General features: G+C 54.8%; 13 protein-coding genes. 12 read left to right on the plus strand and 1 reads right to left on the minus strand.

The genetic code is table 11. The annotated features are described in order from the left end of the window. Positions 1-101 precede the first annotated feature (101 nt). From EP166_RS18425 to EP166_RS18475, 11 genes are all read left to right on the plus strand, one after another. Positions 102-1,178, plus strand: a complete 1,077-nt coding sequence (locus EP166_RS18425; protein ID WP_127559819.1) for a pilus assembly protein PilM — start codon at positions 102-104, stop codon at positions 1,176-1,178. Next, positions 1,165-1,728, plus strand: coding sequence for a PilN domain-containing protein (locus EP166_RS18430; protein WP_127559821.1), 564 nt, complete (start codon positions 1,165-1,167; stop codon positions 1,726-1,728). The genes EP166_RS18425 and EP166_RS18430 overlap by 14 nt, the downstream gene beginning before the upstream one ends. After that, positions 1,725-2,369 carry a type IV pilus inner membrane component PilO gene (locus EP166_RS18435; RefSeq protein WP_127559823.1) on the plus strand — a complete coding sequence of 215 codons (645 nt, stop codon included), beginning with the start codon at positions 1,725-1,727 and terminating at the stop codon, positions 2,367-2,369. The genes EP166_RS18430 and EP166_RS18435 overlap by 4 nt, the downstream gene beginning before the upstream one ends. Further along, positions 2,366-2,908: a pilus assembly protein PilP gene (locus tag EP166_RS18440; protein ID WP_127559825.1), complete on the plus strand. Its 543-nt coding sequence runs from the start codon at positions 2,366-2,368 to the stop codon at positions 2,906-2,908. Before EP166_RS18435 ends, EP166_RS18440 begins: the two co-directional genes overlap by 4 nt. Positions 2,909-2,935: 27 nt before the next feature. Then, entirely contained in the window at positions 2,936-5,140 is a 2,205-nt protein-coding gene (locus tag EP166_RS18445; RefSeq protein WP_220432633.1) for a type IV pilus secretin PilQ, read from the plus strand. Between the two features lie 9 nt (positions 5,141-5,149). Further along, a complete protein-coding gene (gene aroK / locus EP166_RS18450) occupies positions 5,150-5,689 on the plus strand; it encodes a shikimate kinase AroK (RefSeq protein ID WP_127559826.1) in 540 nt (179 codons plus the stop codon). Further along, positions 5,673-6,764, plus strand: coding sequence for a 3-dehydroquinate synthase (aroB, locus tag EP166_RS18455; protein WP_127559828.1), 1,092 nt, complete (start codon positions 5,673-5,675; stop codon positions 6,762-6,764). The genes aroK and aroB overlap by 17 nt, the downstream gene beginning before the upstream one ends. 82 nt (positions 6,765-6,846) lie before the next feature. Then, a complete protein-coding gene (locus EP166_RS18460; RefSeq protein WP_127559830.1) occupies positions 6,847-8,337 on the plus strand; it encodes a hypothetical protein in 1,491 nt (496 codons plus the stop codon). Between the two features lie 291 nt (positions 8,338-8,628). Then, entirely contained in the window at positions 8,629-13,128 is a 4,500-nt protein-coding gene (gene gltB, locus EP166_RS18465; protein WP_127559832.1) for a glutamate synthase large subunit, read from the plus strand. 17 nt (positions 13,129-13,145) lie between these two features. After that, positions 13,146-14,564 (plus strand): FAD-dependent oxidoreductase, encoded by a 1,419-nt coding sequence (locus EP166_RS18470; RefSeq protein WP_127559834.1) that lies wholly within the window; start codon positions 13,146-13,148, stop codon positions 14,562-14,564. Positions 14,565-14,683: 119 nt separating this feature from the next. After that, entirely contained in the window at positions 14,684-16,477 is a 1,794-nt protein-coding gene (locus tag EP166_RS18475) for a hypothetical protein (RefSeq protein WP_127559836.1), read from the plus strand. A gap of 59 nt (positions 16,478-16,536) precedes the next feature. On the opposite strand, the gene EP166_RS18480 is transcribed toward EP166_RS18475, so the two are convergent. Further along, positions 16,537-17,115, minus strand: coding sequence for an acyl carrier protein phosphodiesterase (locus tag EP166_RS18480; RefSeq protein WP_127559838.1), 579 nt, complete (start codon positions 17,113-17,115; stop codon positions 16,537-16,539). A gap of 126 nt (positions 17,116-17,241) precedes the next feature. Between EP166_RS18480 and hemE the strand changes: the two genes are divergently transcribed. Further along, positions 17,242-18,306, plus strand: a complete 1,065-nt coding sequence (hemE, locus tag EP166_RS18485) for a uroporphyrinogen decarboxylase (RefSeq protein WP_127559840.1) — start codon at positions 17,242-17,244, stop codon at positions 18,304-18,306. Positions 18,307-18,382 lie beyond the last annotated feature (76 nt).

Consider the following 18,382-nt stretch of genomic DNA (forward strand, 5'->3'; position numbering starts at 1 on the left):
GATGCTTTTTATACATTGCGGATTGGTCTATTGTGTTATGTAATACTTAATGTAAAACCTATAAAACGTTCGTAAGTGCGTGTCGTTCAAGGGAAACATTCGTGGCCTCGCTATTCAAAAAGAAGCAAAAAAGGCTGTTGGGTATCGACATCAGTTCCACTTCCGTCAAGTTGATGGAGCTGAGTCAGTTGTCCAATGGTTACCGAGTAGAAGCTTACGCTGTTGAGCCTCTGCCTGAAAATGCCGTTGTTGAAAAAAACATCAACGACATTGAGGGGGTGGGGGAAGCCATCAGCAAGCTTGTTACAAAGTCGCGCTCCAAGCTGAAACAGGCTGCGGTGGCGGTGTCCGGCTCTTCTGTGATTACCAAGTCGATTCAAATGACGGCCGGGTTGTCGGATGAAGAGATGGAAAACCAGATCCAGGTGGAGGCAGACCAATACATCCCTTACCCGCTCGATGAGGTCGCGATCGATTTCGACGTCATCGGCCCGTCCGAGAAAGGCGACGGTCTGGTGGACGTGCTGCTGGCGGCCTGCCGGCGCGAAAACGTCGAACTACGGGAAGACGCACTTGAGTTGGGTGGTTTGGAATCCCGTGCGGTCGATGTGGAGGCCTTTTCTCTTGAGCGGGCCTTTCAGTTGCTGATCCCCGAGCTGGAGCCCTCCGAAGAGGGTCTGACCGTCGCAGTGGTGGACATAGGTCACACTATGACAACGCTCAGCGTGCTTAACGAGGGTAAAACCATTTACACTCGCGAGCAGCTGTTCGGCGGCAAGCAACTGACTGAAGAAATCATGCGCCGCTATGGCATGACCCAGGCAGAAGCCGGGCTTGCCAAAAAGCAGGGCGGGTTGCCGGATGACTACGCCAGTGAAGTGCTTGAGCCCTTTAAGGAAGCCGTTGTTCAACAAGTTACCCGCTCACTGCAGTTTTTCTTTGCTGCGTCCCCTTATAACGATGTCGACTATATTCTGTTGGCAGGTGGGACGGCGTCGATCCCGGGGCTGGCGCAAATGGTTAAGGAAAAGATCGGGACCAACACCATGGTTGCGAACCCTTTCGCCAGCATGACGCTGTCGAATAAGGTAAATGCCAGCAATCTGACCAATGACGCACCGGCCCTTATGATTGCCTGCGGTCTGGCATTGAGGAGTTTCGAACGTGGCAAATATTGATTTAAGGCCCTGGCGCGAGGAGCGCCGCAAGGAGCGACAGAAGCAGTTTATTCTGATTCTGATGCTGGTTGTGGTTGCCGCCGGTGCTGCTGGCTGGAGTTGGGACCAACAGGTTGCCAGTCAGATCGCCTTCCAGGACCAGCGCAATACTTTTCTGGAACGACGCATCAGCGATCTTGATCAGAAAATCGTCGAAATCCAGTCGTTGCGACAGCAGCGTGAGCAGTTGGTTGAGCGGATGGAAGTGATTCAGAGCCTGCAGGGTGATCGGCCGATCATCGTGCATGTGTTTGATGAAATGGTTAAGGCGACCCCTGAAGGTGTGTATTTCAATACCATGACCAGCCAGGGTACAACGATTAACATTTCGGGTAATGCAGATCGCCCGCTGAGTATTTCGGACTTTCTGCGGAATCTGGATCGTTCGGCCTGGTTTAAGAACGCTTTTCTGATCAACGTTCAGTCAGTAACAGATGGATCGGAAGTCGTGGGTAATACCTTTAGTATTCGGGTTGAGCGGGCAAATCCGAATGAGGAGTCTGAATCATGACTTTCCAGGAATTTGCTGACGGCTTTCGCCGTTTTGACTATAACAATCCCGATTTTGAGAACATGGGGTCCTGGCCATTCGGCATTAAGCTGATAATGCTGCTGATACTGTCGGGTGCGATCGTTTTTGGTTTTTACTGGTTTGCAATCAAGGATTCATACGCCGAACTGGAGAGGGCGACTGCCCGGGAGCCAAACCTGAAGCAAGAATATCAGTCAAAGGCGTTTCGGGTAGCTAATCTGGACTCTTTTAAAGCCCAGTTGGCTGAAATGGAAGAGTCTTTTGGCGCCTTGTTGAATCAGTTGCCGGACGAAACGGAAATGCCGGGTTTATTGGACGATATCAGCACGACCGGTACACAGAGTGGTTTGGAAATCGACCGAATTACTCCCAACAACGACGTTGTCAAAGAGTTCTACATAGAAACACCCATCGCCATTCAGGTTCGTGGTACTTATCACGAGATGGGTACGTTCGTGAGTGCAATGTCGGCTATCCCGCGAATCGTTACGTTACACGATTTCAATATGACCGCTGCGAACCGCCAGCGCGGTGCTGAATCCGAAGCTGAAATGGAATCGCCTTTGAGCATGACCATTAATGCACGAACCTACCGCTACAACCCAGGAGGTGCGCAGTGAGAAACAGTGCATTTCTGACAGTTATTGTGGGTTTGGTTTTGGTTGGTTGTGTTCAGGAAGATCCTCTGGTCGACTTGAGAGACTATGTGGCGGAAATTGACTCCCGGCCGAGTGGCAGCATTCCGCCACCCCCCGAATTTGCGACGTTTGAATTTGTATCCTACACGGCCAGTGGTGAGCGTTCCCCTTTCGAGGCTCCGCGACCGGTTGAACTTGAAACCGAAGAAGCAGAAGCGCCGCGCAGTAACGTGCGCCCGGATCCGGATAGGGTTCCTGAATTTCTGGAGTCTTATCGGGTCGAGAATTTAACTATGGTGGGTACTTTGGCTGGTCTTCAAGAGGGCGATCTTTGGGGGCTGATACGAGATGGTGACGGTGAAATTCACCGGGTTCAGGTTGGAAACTACATGGGCCGTAACCATGGCGAAATTATTAGCATCAGCGAAACGCAGATAGATTTAATCGAAATCGTACCGTCGGGTCAGGACAACTGGGTTGAGCGACCCAGGGCTATAGTTCTCTCGGGTCTCGACAATTAAGGCTGGGAGAGCGATAAGGTGAAACCAATGAATTTGAAAAATATTATTATGAAGTACACATTACCGCTGGTTCTGATGACCTGGTGCAGCAGCGCTCTGGCTGTATCACTTACAGATTTTCAGGCCCTGGCATTGTCCGGGGACCGAACTCAACTGGAGTTGACGTTCGATGGTCCGGCACCCACACCGGTCGGTTACAGCATTGAAAATCCTGCAAGAATTTCTTTGGATTTCCGGGACACAGACAGCTTACTGGACAGTCGTTATGTTCAGATAGGTACCGGTAATACTCGAAATGCTGCCATCGTTTCTTCGGGTGGACGTACCCGTATTGTGCTGAGCCTGTCGTCCCTGGTGCCTTACGCTACTGCGGTATCAGGCAATACGGTACAGATTGTTGTGGGTGAAGGTGCTGAAAGTGTGCTTGGGTCTGCCTCAAGTCAGTCGAGCAACAGTTCTGCGCGGCCACTAGCAAGTGCTCAGCCTGCGTCAACTACGAACAGCGCTTCTGTTACCCAAACCAGCCGCACCACTAACAACGAGCAGTCCGAACTGGTCAACGTTGATTTTCGCCGGTCGGAAGAGGGTACCGGACAGGTTATTCTTGAATTTTCAAACAGCAATGCGCGCACCGATATCATTGAACGCGGCGGGTCGATTGTTGTAGAACTCGAAGATTTCGAAGTTCCCCGTGAATTGCGTCGTCGCCTTGATGTGGTCGATTTTGCAACATCGGTTCACTATATCAATGTCTACCGTGACGATGAAAATGGCATCGTAGAGCTGGAGTTGGATGGTGCCTTTGATTATCTTGCCTACCAAACCGATAACCGTATGACGATTGATGTCCAAACGGTAACCCCGGCTGAGGCGCAGGCACGACAGGAAGCACAGTTCCCGTATAGTGGTGATCGTTTGTCGCTGAGCTTTCAGGATATTGAAGTTCGAAATGTCCTGCAGCTGATTGCTGATTACGTTGGTCTGAATCTGGTCGCTTCTGATTCCATCTCCGGGAACATTACCCTGCGATTGCAAAATGTTCCCTGGGACCAGGCGCTTGACTTGGTATTGAAAACCAAAGGCCTCGACAAGCGTCAGACAGGCAATGTCCTACTGGTCGGCCCTGCTCAGGAAATCGCCGAGCGCGAACGACTTGAGCTTGAGTCACAGCAACAGGCTGAGCAACTGGCGCCGCTGGTAACCGAGTTCGTTCAAATCAATTACGCCCGGGCAGCTGACATTCTTGAAGTGTTGCGAACCGGTGCCGGTGGCGCAGGCGCTGATTCGGTAGACACCACCGAGGAAGGCGATACTGCTACTTCTCAAGGTGGGTCCGGGTCTTCTTCCGGGTTTTTATCCAGCCGGGGTTCTGCATCGGCCGATACACGTACGAACACGCTGATCATTCGTGATACTGCCAGTAATCTTGACCGCATGCGCGAAGCCATCGAAATTTTTGATCGTCCAGTTCGTCAGGTGTTGATCGAGGCACGTGTGGTAGCTGCCCGAACCTCGGTTGGTAAGGAATTGGGTATTCGCTGGGGTGGTAACGTGAATTCGGGTGGTAACTTCCCTCCCGTGGTTGCTTCCGGATCACTCGATTCAACCAGCAGCATCAGTGAAGATCTGTTTAACTCTGATGGCACGTCCTATACCCAATCGTATCCGGACGCGTTGGCGGTTAACCTGCCAGCCGGCGGTAATGCCAGCTCATTCGCCATCGGTGTGGCCGCCTTTGACTATGCACTCGATCTGGAGTTATCGGCGCTGGAAACCCGGGGTTCGGCAGAGGTTGTGTCGCAGCCGAAAATTGTGACCTCAGACGGACAAGAAGCCTACATTATTTCCGGTCAATCCATTCCGTTCCAGGGCGCTGAGGGTGAAACCATATTCCGGGACGCCGGTCTGTCATTACGAGTAACGCCACAAATCACACCGGACAACCGCGTCGTACTGGATCTGGTTGTTACTCAGGATTCTCTGGCAGCGGGCGGTAATGCCATCGATACTAACTCGGTGACGACACAGGTACTGGTCAATAACGGAGATACGCTTGTGCTGGGCGGTGTATACCGGACGGAAAGTGTTACCACGATTGACAAGACGCCATTGCTGGGTGACTTGCCAGTATTGGGTACGCTGTTTAAGCGAACCAGTACGTCCGAAGAAAAAACCGAATTGTTGATCTTTATTACGCCGAAGCTGGTGCAAGAAGGATTGGCCGCTAACTGATGTGAATTGATGTCATCTGGAAGAGTCATTCTTATCGGGCCGATGGGCGCTGGAAAGAGCACCATCGGCCGTTTGCTGTCTGAGCAACTGGGCCTGGCCTTTGTTGATTCCGACAAAGAAATTGAAGAGCGCTCCGGAGCCAATATCCCCTGGATATTTGACTTGGAGGGAGAGGCTGGCTTTCGCGATCGGGAAAGCCAGGTTCTGGCCGACTTGGTTGCAGAGCCGCCACAGGTTCTGGCGACGGGTGGCGGTGCAATCCTCAGAGAAGAGAACCGGTCATTGTTGCGTTCAGCCGGTGTTGTGGTCTACTTAAAAACGTCGGTCGCCCAGCAACTGGTGCGCACTGCAAAAGACCGGAATCGCCCTTTATTGCAGAACGCCAACCCCCGTCAGGTCCTCAAACACATGGCGCAGCTGCGCAACCCTCTCTACGAAGCAACAGCGCACATCATGGTCGACACCAATGGGCACAGTACACGCTCAGTCGTGCGCGATATCCTTCGACAACTGAAAGCACTGGATACAGCCTATGAAACTAACCGTTGAGCTGGGTGATCGCAGTTACCCGATTCTGATTCAACCTGGTTGCCTGCAAGACGCCTCGGTTTGGAGCGAGTGCGTTGCGCATACTGAGGTGGTCATTGTTACCAACGACGTTGTCGCGCCGCTATACCTTGAAGCCGTGAAGGCGGGCCTCGACAAGCCAGGGCGACGGCTGCTTTCCCTGATATTGCCAGATGGTGAAGCTCACAAAAACCAGGCGACCTTAACCCGGATCTATGATTTCCTGCTGCAGAACAACCTCAGTCGAAAAGTGGTGTTGGTGGCGCTCGGAGGGGGGGTTATTGGTGATATGACGGGGTATGCTGCCGCGACTTATCAGCGCGGTGTTGATTTTGTCCAGGTGCCTACCACGCTGTTGTCACAGGTCGACTCTTCGGTGGGTGGCAAAACTGGCATTAATCATCCGCTCGGAAAAAACATGATCGGTGCCTTCAAGCAGCCTGTTGCCGTTCTCATTGATCCGACGGTACTGATAACTTTGCCCGGGCGGGAGTTGTCGGCTGGCCTGGCTGAAGTGATCAAGTATGGGTTGATTGGCGACGCCGACTTCTTTGGCTGGCTCGAACGGTCCATGCCAGACCTGATGGCGAATGATGCTGCAGCCATCAGTGAAGCGATCTATCGGTCTTGCGCAGCAAAAGCTCGCATTGTAGCCGCGGATGAGACCGAGCAGGGGCTACGCGCAACGCTGAACCTTGGTCATACTTTTGGTCATGCTATCGAAGCGGAAATGGGGTATGGGACCTGGTTACATGGTGAAGCCGTGGGCACAGGTATGGTGATGGCTTGCTCGATGAGCAGACGGTTGGGCTGGATCCGTGACGATGTCTACACGCGTGCGCTAGTGCTCATTGGCCAAGCTGGCTTGCCGGTTGAGGTGCCTGCAAAAATGACCCCGGATTCATTCATGACACATATGGGTCGTGACAAGAAGGTCGAGTCGGGTCAGCTTCGTCTGGTGCTGCTGACTGGCCTGGGCCAGGCTGTAGTAACCGCGGATTTTGCACCAAAAGCTCTCACTGAAACGTTAAGGGAGGCCTGTGGCGGTGTAGCCTGAACGATTGCGGTCAGACTTGCCGAAAGGCGTTATCGCTGAGGCTTTACAAAGTCGCTGGACAGTGCTGAAGTGAGTCGGTTTAATGAAGGAACGCTCAGGACCGGTACCCTTTATGCAGGATATGCCCGATCAAACCCAACGCATGCTCGACTACTATGGGTTAGCACGAGATCCGTTCGGCGAGGATGTCGATGCAGCCGTGTTCAGCGGTGTCGCTGAACGCTCCGATACTGTTGAACAGCTCAAACACCTTCTGACCTTCAGTCCACAGGACTGCCTGATGATGGCGCCAGCCGAGGGCGGTAAGCGGCATCTGGCGCGTGAAGTGCTGCGCCGCTTTGACGATGAGTGGCGTGTTGCCTGGCTGGATGCAGGCAGTGCCAGTCAGTTAGACCTTATTTGCCGTGAATTGATTGGTCAGCTTGGGTTGGGTTTGCGGGTCGATTCCGATACCGCCTCATTGTTTCGCAATATTGCCGATGCCGTCGCCCAGCGCACTGCGGATGGCGAAAATTTTCTGATGATCGTTGAACACGCTGATCGCTGGAGCGGAGAAGTGCAATCCTGGGTGCAGTCATTGCACACCCTGGCGACACAGCCAGACCTGCGCATGCGTCAATTGTGGCTGGCTGAGTCGGCAACGGCTATAGAGCAGGCCGGAAACGATGAACTTTGGTTTGTAATGGTGCTTGAGGCGTTTTCTGAGACCGATGCCGCCGGGTATTTGAGAGACCGCTTTGCCGCCGCCGGTCATCTCGACGCGGTTCCGATCGATACTCGCGATATTGCCCGGTTGAACGATCTGGCGCACGGCCTGCCCGGACACTTGAATCAAGTGGTGAGTGATTACCTGATTGCAGGCACCTTCAAGACCACGGAACGTCAGCATGGGTTCCCCTTGACACATCTGATTGCCGGCACAGCGGTCGTCAGTCTGTTGGTGCTGGTGTTTCTCTACAGCCGGGGAGGGGACGAGCCTCTGCAGGAGGAGATGCTAAGAGAGCCCGACACCCAGGTTGCAGCGGTAAACTCCGAGGTGCAACAGCGATTGGCCGAGGCGGTAGCGCGAGTTGAAGCCCGGCAGCAGAACGCGACCGAAAGCGGAAATGACACACCGGCACCTGCCGACGAACCGCCTGAGCCTCCGGCTGCCCCTGCCCCGGAAGAACCACCGGTTGAGCCGGACAGTACCCCTGAACCAGAGGACAACACTCCGGCGCCTGAGCCCGCCCCGGAACCGGCTGCACCGGAGCCCGCCATTGCGGCAGCCACAGACGCACTGCCCAATTGGCTGGCTGCGGCCAGTGACACCCAGTATTCATTGCAATTACTGGGTGTTCGGGACCGCAGCGCCATTGTGCGCCTGATTGAAGACCAGGCAGATCCCGACCAGTTCGGTATTGTAACCACTCAACTGGATAACCGGCCCTGGCATGTGCTGGTTTACGGGTTGTATCCGGATTCAGCAACGGCGAGGGCAGATATTCCCAACCTCCCAGACGATTTTTCCGACCAGTCTCCCTGGGCGAGAAACGTGGCCGATTTGAAAGCAACCGCCATTCAAAGCAACTAATTTTCAAGCTTTGCATCGCTTCTTTCACTGGAGCGACTGATTTACCCTCATATTATACCGTTATAGTTTGTGAAGTCGCTTTGGCTCAGTAGACTCAGCCGCAGATTCAGTCGTTCATAAGGCGGGTTGAAGGCTGGCAGGGGTCGATAAAGTGACCTGTCGTTTGCCAAAGCCGGGCAACCCTCCCAGAGCAGATCAGCATGAACACCGGCATAGCCAGCCGTGTAGGTGGGAATCATCTCGATTTCTCGCCTCTGATGGCCGGTGTTCCCCGATAAAAAGAGAGTCACTATGAAACAGGGTCTCCATCGTACAGACAGTCCTTCACTGCCTGACCGTCTCGAACGCCCCACCGGTCTTTATCAGCCTGATGAATTCCGTGATAACTGCGGCTTTGGCCTAATTGCCCACATGCAGGGGCAGGCCAGCCACGAGTTGCTGCAAACCGCCATCGAATCTCTGACCTGTATGACGCACCGTGGTGGTATTGCTGCCGATGGCAAAACCGGCGATGGCTGTGGCCTGTTGCTGCAAATGCCCGATGCCTTTGTCCGTGAGCAGGCCGATGCCCTGTTTCAGGCCGATTTGGGTCAGCACTACGCCGTTGGCATGATCTTCCTGAATGCCGACGACGCCCGGGCAGCCTCTGGCCGTACCGCGTTGGAAACAGCCCTTGCCAACGAAGGCCTGGAACTGGTTGGCTGGCGTACTGTGCCGACCGATACCCGAGTCTGCGGCCCCATGGCGCTCGATTGCCTGCCGGTGATCGAGCAGGTGTTCGTTAAAGCGGAATCGCCTGATGGTCTCGCCGTGAAACTCTACAGCGCCCGCCGCAAGGCAGAATTGGCCATGCAGGATGATGATGAGTTCTATATCTGCTCGTTGTCCGACACGGTGCTGTCGTATAAAGGCCTGGTCATGCCGGAAGACTTGCCGCGTTTCTATCTGGACCTGGCGAGCGAATCCATGGAAACCGGAATTTGCGTGTTCCACCAGCGCTTCTCCACCAACACCATGCCCAAGTGGCCGCTGGCCCAGCCGTTCCGCCTGCTGGCACACAACGGTGAGATCAACACCATTCAGGGCAACCGCAACTGGGCAAGAGCCCGTGCGAGCAAGTTCGAATCTCCGCACTTGCCGAACCTGGAAGAACTGCAACCAGTGGTCAACACGACCGGTTCGGACTCCTCCAGCATGGACAACATGCTCGAACTGATGCTGCTGGGCGGTATGGACCTGTTTCGTGCCTGCCGCACCATGATTCCGCCCGCCTGGCACAACGTCGAGAACATTGATGGTGAGCTTAAAGCCTTCTACGAATTCAACTCCATGCACATGGAACCCTGGGATGGCCCGGCCGGCATCGTACTGACCGATGGTCGCTACGCCGTCTGCATGCTCGACCGTAATGGACTGCGCCCTGCCCGCTGGGTCATCACCAAAAACGGCTTTATCACCCTGGCGTCGGAAATTGGCACCTTCCAGTACAAGCCGGAAGATGTGGTGGCCAAGGGCCGGGTTGGCCCAGGTCGCATCGTCGCCGTGGATACTCACACCGGTGAGTTCCTGCAAACCGAAGAAATCGATAACCGGTTGAAGAAAACCCACCCATACAAGGATTGGCTGAAAAACAACGCCGTACGCCTGCGCAGCAAGCTTGAACTGGCCGAAGAAGTGGACGGCTCGTCGCTGTCGCCTGAGCAACTGCTGGCCTACCAGAAAATGTTCCAGGTCTCTTTTGAAGAGCGCGACCAGGTGCTGCGCCCGCTGGCCGAGAGTGGCCAGGAAGCCGTCGGTTCCATGGGTGACGATACCCCCATGGCCGTGCTGTCACAGCACATTCGCCCAGTGACGGATTATTTCCGCCAGCAATTTGCACAGGTGACCAACCCGCCGATCGACCCCTTGCGCGAAGCGGTGGTCATGTCGCTGGAAACTTGCCTGGGTCCGGAGCGGAACCTGTTTGAACCCACGGCAGATCACGCCAAGCGTTTGATTCTCACATCACCTGTGCTGTCGCCACTGAAATTCCAGAATTTCCTGCATCAGGAAGCACCGGAGTTCCGCCACCAGGTATTGCCATTAGCGTACCCGGCCGACGGCGACCTGGAGCAGGCACTGGATCGCTTGTGCAAAACGGCGGCTGAAGCCAGCCGCGAAGGCGTCAAGATTGTTGTGCTCTCAGACCGCGACCTGAAAGCCGGCCAGCTGGTCATTCCAGCGGTTATGGCTACCGGAGCGGTGCACCACCACCTGGTTGATCACGGCTTGCGTTGCGATACCAACATCGTGCTCGATACCGGCGCCATTCGTGATCCACACCAGATTGCCGTAGCCATTGGTTTTGGTGCGACGGCGGTCTATCCCTATCTGGTGTACGAAGTCCTGGATGACATGATTCGCACCAACGAATTGCAGGGTGACCCGCGCCAGTTACACAAGAACTACCGCAAGGGCGTTAACAAGGGGCTGTTCAAGATCATGTCCAAGATGGGCATCTCCACCATTGCCTCCTATCGGGGTGCCCAGTTGTTTGAAGCTGTGGGCCTGGCCGATGAAGTGGTTAATCTTTGTTTCAAGGGCGTACCCAGCCGCATTCAGGGCGCCGGGTTCAGGCACTTTCATGAAGAGCTGCAGGCGCTTGGCAAAACCGCCTGGAAACCGCGCAAGTCGATTCAGCAGGGCGGTTACCTCAAGTACGTTCACGGTGGCGAATACCACGGCTATAACCCGGACGTAGTCACCAGCCTGCAAGATGCTGTGCAGAACGGTGATGAATCCCGTTATCGTGACTACGCCAACTACGTGAACAGCCGCCCGGTCGCGACCATTCGCGACCTGTTCGAACTGACATCGGATCGCAAGGCGATCCCGATGTCGGAAGTGGAACCGGCTGAAGCGCTGTTCAAGCGGTTCGATTCCGCCGCCATGTCGCTCGGTGCCCTGTCGCCGGAAGCGCACGAAGCCCTGGCCATAGCCATGAATGAATTAGGTGGTCGCAGCAATTCGGGCGAAGGCGGTGAAGATCCCAAGCGTTATGGCACGAATCGCCGTTCCAAGATCAAGCAGGTGGCCTCAGGTCGGTTTGGGGTAACCCCGGCCTATCTGATGAGCGCCGATGTGCTGCAAATCAAAGTCGCCCAGGGCGCCAAACCCGGTGAGGGCGGCCAGTTACCCGGTGGCAAGGTCAATAAACTGATCGCTGAGCTGCGCTTTTCAGTGCCCGGCGTGACGCTGATTTCGCCACCGCCGCACCACGACATCTATTCCATTGAGGACCTGGCGCAGCTGATTTTCGATCTGAAGGAAATCAACCCGGATGCCCTGGTCTCCGTCAAACTCGTGTCTGAACCCGGCGTTGGAACCATTGCAGCCGGCGTAGCCAAGGCCTATGCCGATCTGATCACCATTTCCGGTTACGATGGCGGCACCGCGGCCAGCCCGTTAACCTCGATCAAGCACGCGGGCTCCCCGTGGGAGCTGGGCTTGGCCGAAGTTCAGCAAACGCTGCGCGGCAACGACCTGCGTGGCAAGATTCGCCTGCAGACGGACGGTGGTCTGAAGACCGGGCTGGACGTGGTCAAAGCGGCCATGCTCGGCGCCGAAAGCTATGGCTTCGGTACTGCGCCCATGGTCGCACTGGGCTGCAAATACCTGCGGATCTGCCACCTGAATAACTGCGCCACCGGCGTGGCGACCCAGGACGATCATCTGCGCGACCAGCACTTCCGCGGCACAGTCGAAATGGTGAAAAACTATTTCCGCTTTGTGGCAGAAGAAGTGCGCGAACACCTGGCCATGCTGGGCTACCGTAGCCTGGGTGAGGTGATTGGTCGTACGGATTTGATCACCGTTAAAAAAGGCCAGACCGACAAACAGAATTGCCTGGATTTGTCGAACATCCTGTTCAGCGATCAGGTGCCGGCCGACAAGCCGCAGCAGTGCGAAATTGAGCGCAACGTGCCGTTCGACAAAGGCACTAAGCAGCGCGAAATATTCGACGCCATTCTGCCGGCCATCGAGAACAAGACCGGTGGTGACTTTGACTTCACCATCGGTAACTGCGACCGGTCTATCGGCGCACGGGCCTCTGGCGAGATCGCCAAGCGCTATGGCAACCAGGGCATGAGTGACCGGCCAATCACTCTGAACCTTTCCGGCATTGCCGGGCAAAGCTTCGGGGTGTGGAACGCGGGCGGCCTGAACCTGGTGCTCGATGGGGATGCCAACGACTACGTCGGTAAAGGCATGACAGGCGGTAAGATCGTTATCCGGCCGCCCAAAGGCAGCGCCTTTGAAACGCAGAAAACCTCGATCATGGGCAACACCTGCCTCTACGGCGCTACCGGCGGTACCCTGTTCGCCGCCGGTTCGGCCGGTGAACGCTTCGCGGTGCGCAACTCCGGTTGTGTGGCCGTGATCGAAGGCGCTGGCGACCACTGCTGTGAATACATGACCGGCGGTATGGTCGCGGTGCTGGGGTATGTGGGTGGTAACTTCGGCGCAGGTATGACTGGCGGTTTTGCCTACGTGCTGGACCTGGAGAACACCTTTCCGGACAAGTACAACCGTGAACTGGTGGACATTCACCGCATCGGTACCGAAAGTATGGAAACCTACCGGGATCACCTCTTTGGTGTGATCGGTCGCTTCGTTGACGACACCAAGAGCGCTTGGGGCGCCGAGCTGCTGGATAACTACGACGACTACGTCAGCCGCTTCTGGCTGGTGAAGCCGAAGGCCGCCAGCCTGTCCGATTTGTTGTCCAACACCCGGGCCCGCCCTGAGTAATCCGACGGAGAATGGTTATGACACAGCGTTTGAACAACGATTTTCAATTTGTCGATGTCGGCCGTCGCGAGCCTGCCAAGAAAGACATCCACACCCGCAAGCACGAGTTTGTGGAAATCTACGAGCCTTTTGGCCAGAAGCAGGCGGCCGAGCAATCGCACCGCTGCCTCGAATGCGGTAACCCCTACTGTGAGTGGAAGTGCCCGGTACATAACTTCATTCCCAACTGGCTGAAGCTGGTCAGTGAGGGGAATGTGCTTGAAGCGGTCGAAATGTGCCACCAGACCAATTCCCTGCCTGAAGTGTGTGGACGGGTCTGCCCGCAGGATCGTCTCTGCGAAGGTGCCTGCACGCTGAACGACGGCTTTGGCGCGGTGACCATCGGCAATGCCGAAAAGTACATTACCGACACCGCCTTCGCCATGGGCTGGAAGCCCGACCTGTCGAAAGTGACCCAGACCAACAAAAAGGTGGCGGTCATAGGCGCCGGCCCGGCCGGGCTCGGCTGTGCCGACGTACTGGCACGCAATGGCGTAAAAGCCGTGGTGTTCGACAAATACCCCGAAATCGGCGGTCTGCTGACCTTCGGCATTCCGGAATTCAAGCTGGAAAAGTCCATCATGGCCAAGCGCCGTGATGTGTTTGAAGACATGGGTATCGAATTCCGCCTGAATACCGAGATCGGCGTCGATATCGACTTCGAACAGCTGTTGGCCGATTACGACGCCGTATTCATGGGCATGGGCACCTACAAGTACATGAAAGGCGGCTTCCCGGGTGAAGACCTCGACGGCGTGCACGAAGCGCTGCCGTTCCTGATCTCCAACGTCAACCACACCAAAGGCTGGGAAAAAGACCCGGCGGACTACATCAACCTGGAAGGCAAGCGGGTCGTGGTGCTCGGCGGTGGCGACACCGCCATGGATTGTAACCGCACCTCCATTCGCCAGCAGGCCGCCAAGGTGATTTGCGCCTACCGCCGTGATGAAGCCAACATGCCAGGCTCGCGCCGTGAGGTCGCCAACGCCAAAGAAGAAGGCGTCGAGTTCCTGTTTAACCGTCAGCCGGTCGAAATCGTCGGCGACGGCAAGGTGGAAGGCATCAAACTGGTCACCACTCAACTGGGTGAGCCGGATGAAAACGGCCGTCGCCGCCCGGAGGTGATCCCCGGCTCGGAAGAAATACTGGCCGCAGACGCCGTGATTGTAGCATTTGGCTTCCAGCCGAGCCCGGCCGAGTGGTTTGAGCCCAACAACATCAAACTGGACGACTGGCAGCGGGTCACCGCCGCCGAACATCAGGAATACCCTTTCCAGACCAGCCACGAGAAGATCTTCGCCGGTGGCGATATGGTACGCGGCTCGGATCTGGTGGTAACCGCCATTTATGAAGGCCGCAAGGCCGCAGAAGGGATATTGGATTACCTCGAAGTGTGACCTGAGTCTTAAATCTGGAAAAAACGGCGTTTTACGCCGTTTTTTTTTGATTGCAGCGCCCGGTAAGATTATCTTAGACCTTACAGTCACTATACAAAGCCCGAATGGGAGCTCGTCTGATGTTCGATAAAAAAGTAGGGATGGCCTTGCTGCTGTCATTAGCCCTGGTTGCCTGTGATGGCGATGGATATGGAAGTGATGATGGCGACGGTGATACTGGTGGTGACACCGGAGGCGATACTGGCGGCGGTACAGGGGGGGACTCCGATAGCGGTCCCGTTACGCTTGATGTTGGCTCAGGTGTTGGTGGTAGCTTCGAGTCAGGTCAATTGAGTATTGCTGATGATAGTCTTTCAGCAGGCGGTGAAACGCAGATATCCCTAAACGTCGTAAACACAAGTGATAACGACTCTTTATACGTTGGTCAAACTGTCAACGTTTCATTCAGTTCTCAATGTGCGTCCCTGTCAACACCAACCGCTTTGTTTAGTCCTGCAGAAACGTCTGGACAGGGAACACTCAGTACAACCTATTCTGCGCAAGGCTGCTTGAGTGATGTAATTACTGCGACGGTGACCTTAGGTGGTCAAACTGAGATTGCTACAGGATCAATAACCATTGCTCCAATTGATGTTGGGGTTATCGAAGGCCAGCAGCCCTCACCAAGCACCATTGCGCTTAAAGGTTATGGTACTGATTCCGTTCCTAGCACCACAAAAGTCACTTTTATAGTTAGAAACAAGCAAGGTGATCCGGTTTCTGGTCAGGAAGTATCATTTAGTATTCCCTATAACCTGGCAGGGATTGAGTTGACCAAAGCGGATGGCATAACCAACGGTGATGGTGCTGTAACGGCCGTAGCTCAGGGCGGGTCGATAAACAGTGTGTTTGTTGTTAGAGCTGAAACTGATGTCTTAGATACCGACGGTTCGGTATTGGAAACCATATTTACTGATTCTAAACCGGTTTCAGTAAACTCTGGTCGCCCAAATGCGGCTGGGTTTGGGATGGCAATTGAAGAAAATAACTTCAATCCCTGGGCATGGAATGTCTTTAACACAACGGTAGGTTTCACGGTTAAAGCCAGCGAATACCATAACGGACCTGTTCCAGATGGAACAGTGGTGTCGTTTGTAGCAAGTGGTGGTCAAATTCAGTTGTCAGGAAGTGATATTGCCAGCTGTGAGATGGCTGCGGGTGACTGTTCGGTACAGTGGGAGAGCGGACCTCCATTCCCTGTTAATGGGGTTGCCGTAGTCATGGCTCACACTATAGGTGAAGAAGCATTCGAAGATGCAAACGGCAACAGTGCTTATGATATAGGCGAAAGTTTTAGTGCTTTACCCGAGCCGTTTTTGGATGCAAACCAGAATGGCGTTTATGACGCAGCTTCATCTCCCAGAGAATACTTTGTCGATTTGAACAGCAATGGAAGCTGGGATGACATTGACCCAGTACCAGCGAATCGTAGGTACCGAGGGGCGAGCTGTTCTGATGCCGCAAGAGCACAGGGCCACTGTGCGCAGATGGCTTACTTGTTCGATACATCGAGAGTGGTTTTGTCGTCAGCTGATATTGAGTTTACTCCAGCTACGGTTCCTACCGTTGATGTATCCAATGGACCCCAGACCGTTAGTATTGAGGTAAGCGACGTAAATGGGAACATTCCGCCCAGCGGTACGTCTGCTTCGGTGAGCTGTGAAGGTGATGTTGTGTCCGGACCATTAAAGCCCCAGGATTCTATACCTAATTTGAGCCTCATTGGAGCAGGTTGGACATGGTCGTTTACACTGGAATCGCCAGATGATCCGGCAGATGGAAACAATGGAGACGGTGAAGCAGATACATGCTTCTTAGATGTAGACCGAGCAGATGGTCTGGTTGAAAGCATCGAGATCCCTGTCATTTATTGATTCATTTGAATGACTGAGTAGTCTGCTGACGTTAATGTTGTAGTAAACGTCAGTAGACTTTACTCGATAGTGAAATCATCAGACTTTAGAAATGATAAATATTTGAAAATATGATGAGCTTGGCTATCAGCCGTTTCAATTGCCATTAACCCAAAGTCTTGCATCGAATTTTCGAACTTTATTCTTCTAGACATCCCGCCCAGCGCTCTTACTAAGTGTTCAGGCTCCTTATACGCTGCGAGCCAATCATCGCGCTGCATAAAGTGCAGGGTTCGTTCCAATCTCTCCGGAAGTGTTAACACATTGAATTGCTGAGCAAGTCGATATCGTTGCTGAGTAAATTCAGTCAGTGGTTCATCATGGTAGTCAGACCAATGCTTCGCCAGATGATGATCAATCAACATATCCACAACGACTGGCGTCGTCTTGCGCAGTTTGGGCCGCAAGGCGACTCTCAAAGGTTCGAGTAGGGGAGTGGTATCGGTCAGCTTGTCGATGGCCTGGTGCCGGTCGAAATGAATCAGAAATTCATCTGAAACGGTGTTTGGGTCAGGTCTCCGGGCGAAGTCGGGCCAGAGTGAGCCGATGAGGGCATCGGGAGTTGGGTCTGAAAACAGCCAGTGGCCCAGAAAGTTCACGCGGGCTCCTTCATCAGTGTCTTGAGAGTATGCCTGCCAGTGTATCACCAAAGATGAACGCCTGAATTCGTCAGTGACGGCCGCTATGCGTATAATGCGCCCACTTTTTCTACAGGATCTCACCCCATGGCTGAACTGACTAACGACCGTTTGCTGCGCGCCCTGATGCGTGAACCCACCGACCGCACGCCGGTCTGGATGATGCGCCAGGCCGGGCGTTATTTGCCGGAGTACCGGGCTTCGCGGGCTGAAGCGGGCGATTTCCTCAGCCTGTGCAAGAACGCCGACTTCGCCTGTGAAGTCACCTTGCAGCCGCTGGAGCGGTACCCGCTGGATGCAGCCATCCTGTTTTCCGACATTCTGACCATTCCCGATGCCATGGGCCTCGGGCTCTATTTCGAAACGGGCGAAGGCCCGCGCTTTGAGCGCACCGTGCGTTCAATGGCGGATGTGGAAGCCTTGCACAAGCCCGATATGGCCAGTGATCTGGGCTATGTGATGAATGCCGTCAGCACCATTCGCGGTGCCCTGAACGGCCGGGTGCCGTTGATCGGTTTCTCCGGCAGCCCCTGGACATTGGCGACTTACATGATCGAAGGCGGCAGCTCCAAGGATTTCCGTCACATCAAAGCCATGCTGTACAACGACCCGGATACCCTGCATGCGCTGCTGACCCGCCTGGCCGATTCCGTCACAGACTACCTGAATGCCCAGATCGAAGCCGGGGCACAGGCCGTTCAAATATTCGATACTTGGGGCGGTGTGCTTGGTCACACGGTCTACCCGACTTTCTCGCTGGACTACATGACACGCATCGTGAAAGGCCTGAAACGGACCCATCAGGGCCGCAGAGTGCCGGTAATCCTCTTTACCAAAGGCGGTGGCCAGTGGCTGGAGTCGATGGCCGCGTCTGGCGCCGATGCGCTGGGTCTGGATTGGACGACGTCACTGGCCGATGCCCGGGCACGCGTCGGCGAGCAGGTTGCGTTGCAAGGCAATATGGACCCCTCAGTGCTCTATGCGTCACCGGACGGCATTCGGACCGAAGTCGAGCGCATTCTGGCGGAGTATGGCAAAGGCTCAGGCCATATTTTTAACCTGGGCCACGGCATTCACCAGTTTGTTGATCCTGAGCATGCCGGTGCCTTTGTTGAGGCGGTGGTGGAATTGAGTCCGAAGTATCATCGGTAACTGGTTTGTAGGCATCAAACCCCAGATTGTAAAGTATTGATGTGAGGGAAAGCTGAGTGCCAGGCGTCGGGTTGGC

It is taken from the genome of Saccharospirillum alexandrii (assembly GCF_004000275.1).
Lineage (GTDB): Bacteria > Pseudomonadota > Gammaproteobacteria > Pseudomonadales > Natronospirillaceae > Saccharospirillum > Saccharospirillum alexandrii.

Coding starts and splice junctions, on each gene's coding strand:
- EP166_RS18435 (WP_127559823.1), top strand. CDS start 1,725: ATGACTTTCCAGGAATTTGCTGACGGCTTTCGCCGTTTTGACTATAAC.
- EP166_RS18445 (WP_220432633.1), top strand. CDS start 2,936: ATGAATTTGAAAAATATTATTATGAAGTACACATTACCGCTGGTTCTG.
- aroK (WP_127559826.1), top strand. CDS start 5,150: ATGTCATCTGGAAGAGTCATTCTTATCGGGCCGATGGGCGCTGGAAAG.
- aroB (WP_127559828.1), top strand. CDS start 5,673: ATGAAACTAACCGTTGAGCTGGGTGATCGCAGTTACCCGATTCTGATT.
- EP166_RS18460 (WP_127559830.1), top strand. CDS start 6,847: ATGAAGGAACGCTCAGGACCGGTACCCTTTATGCAGGATATGCCCGAT.
- gltB (WP_127559832.1), top strand. CDS start 8,629: ATGAAACAGGGTCTCCATCGTACAGACAGTCCTTCACTGCCTGACCGT.
- EP166_RS18470 (WP_127559834.1), top strand. CDS start 13,146: ATGACACAGCGTTTGAACAACGATTTTCAATTTGTCGATGTCGGCCGT.
- EP166_RS18475 (WP_127559836.1), top strand. CDS start 14,684: ATGTTCGATAAAAAAGTAGGGATGGCCTTGCTGCTGTCATTAGCCCTG.
- hemE (WP_127559840.1), top strand. CDS start 17,242: ATGGCTGAACTGACTAACGACCGTTTGCTGCGCGCCCTGATGCGTGAA.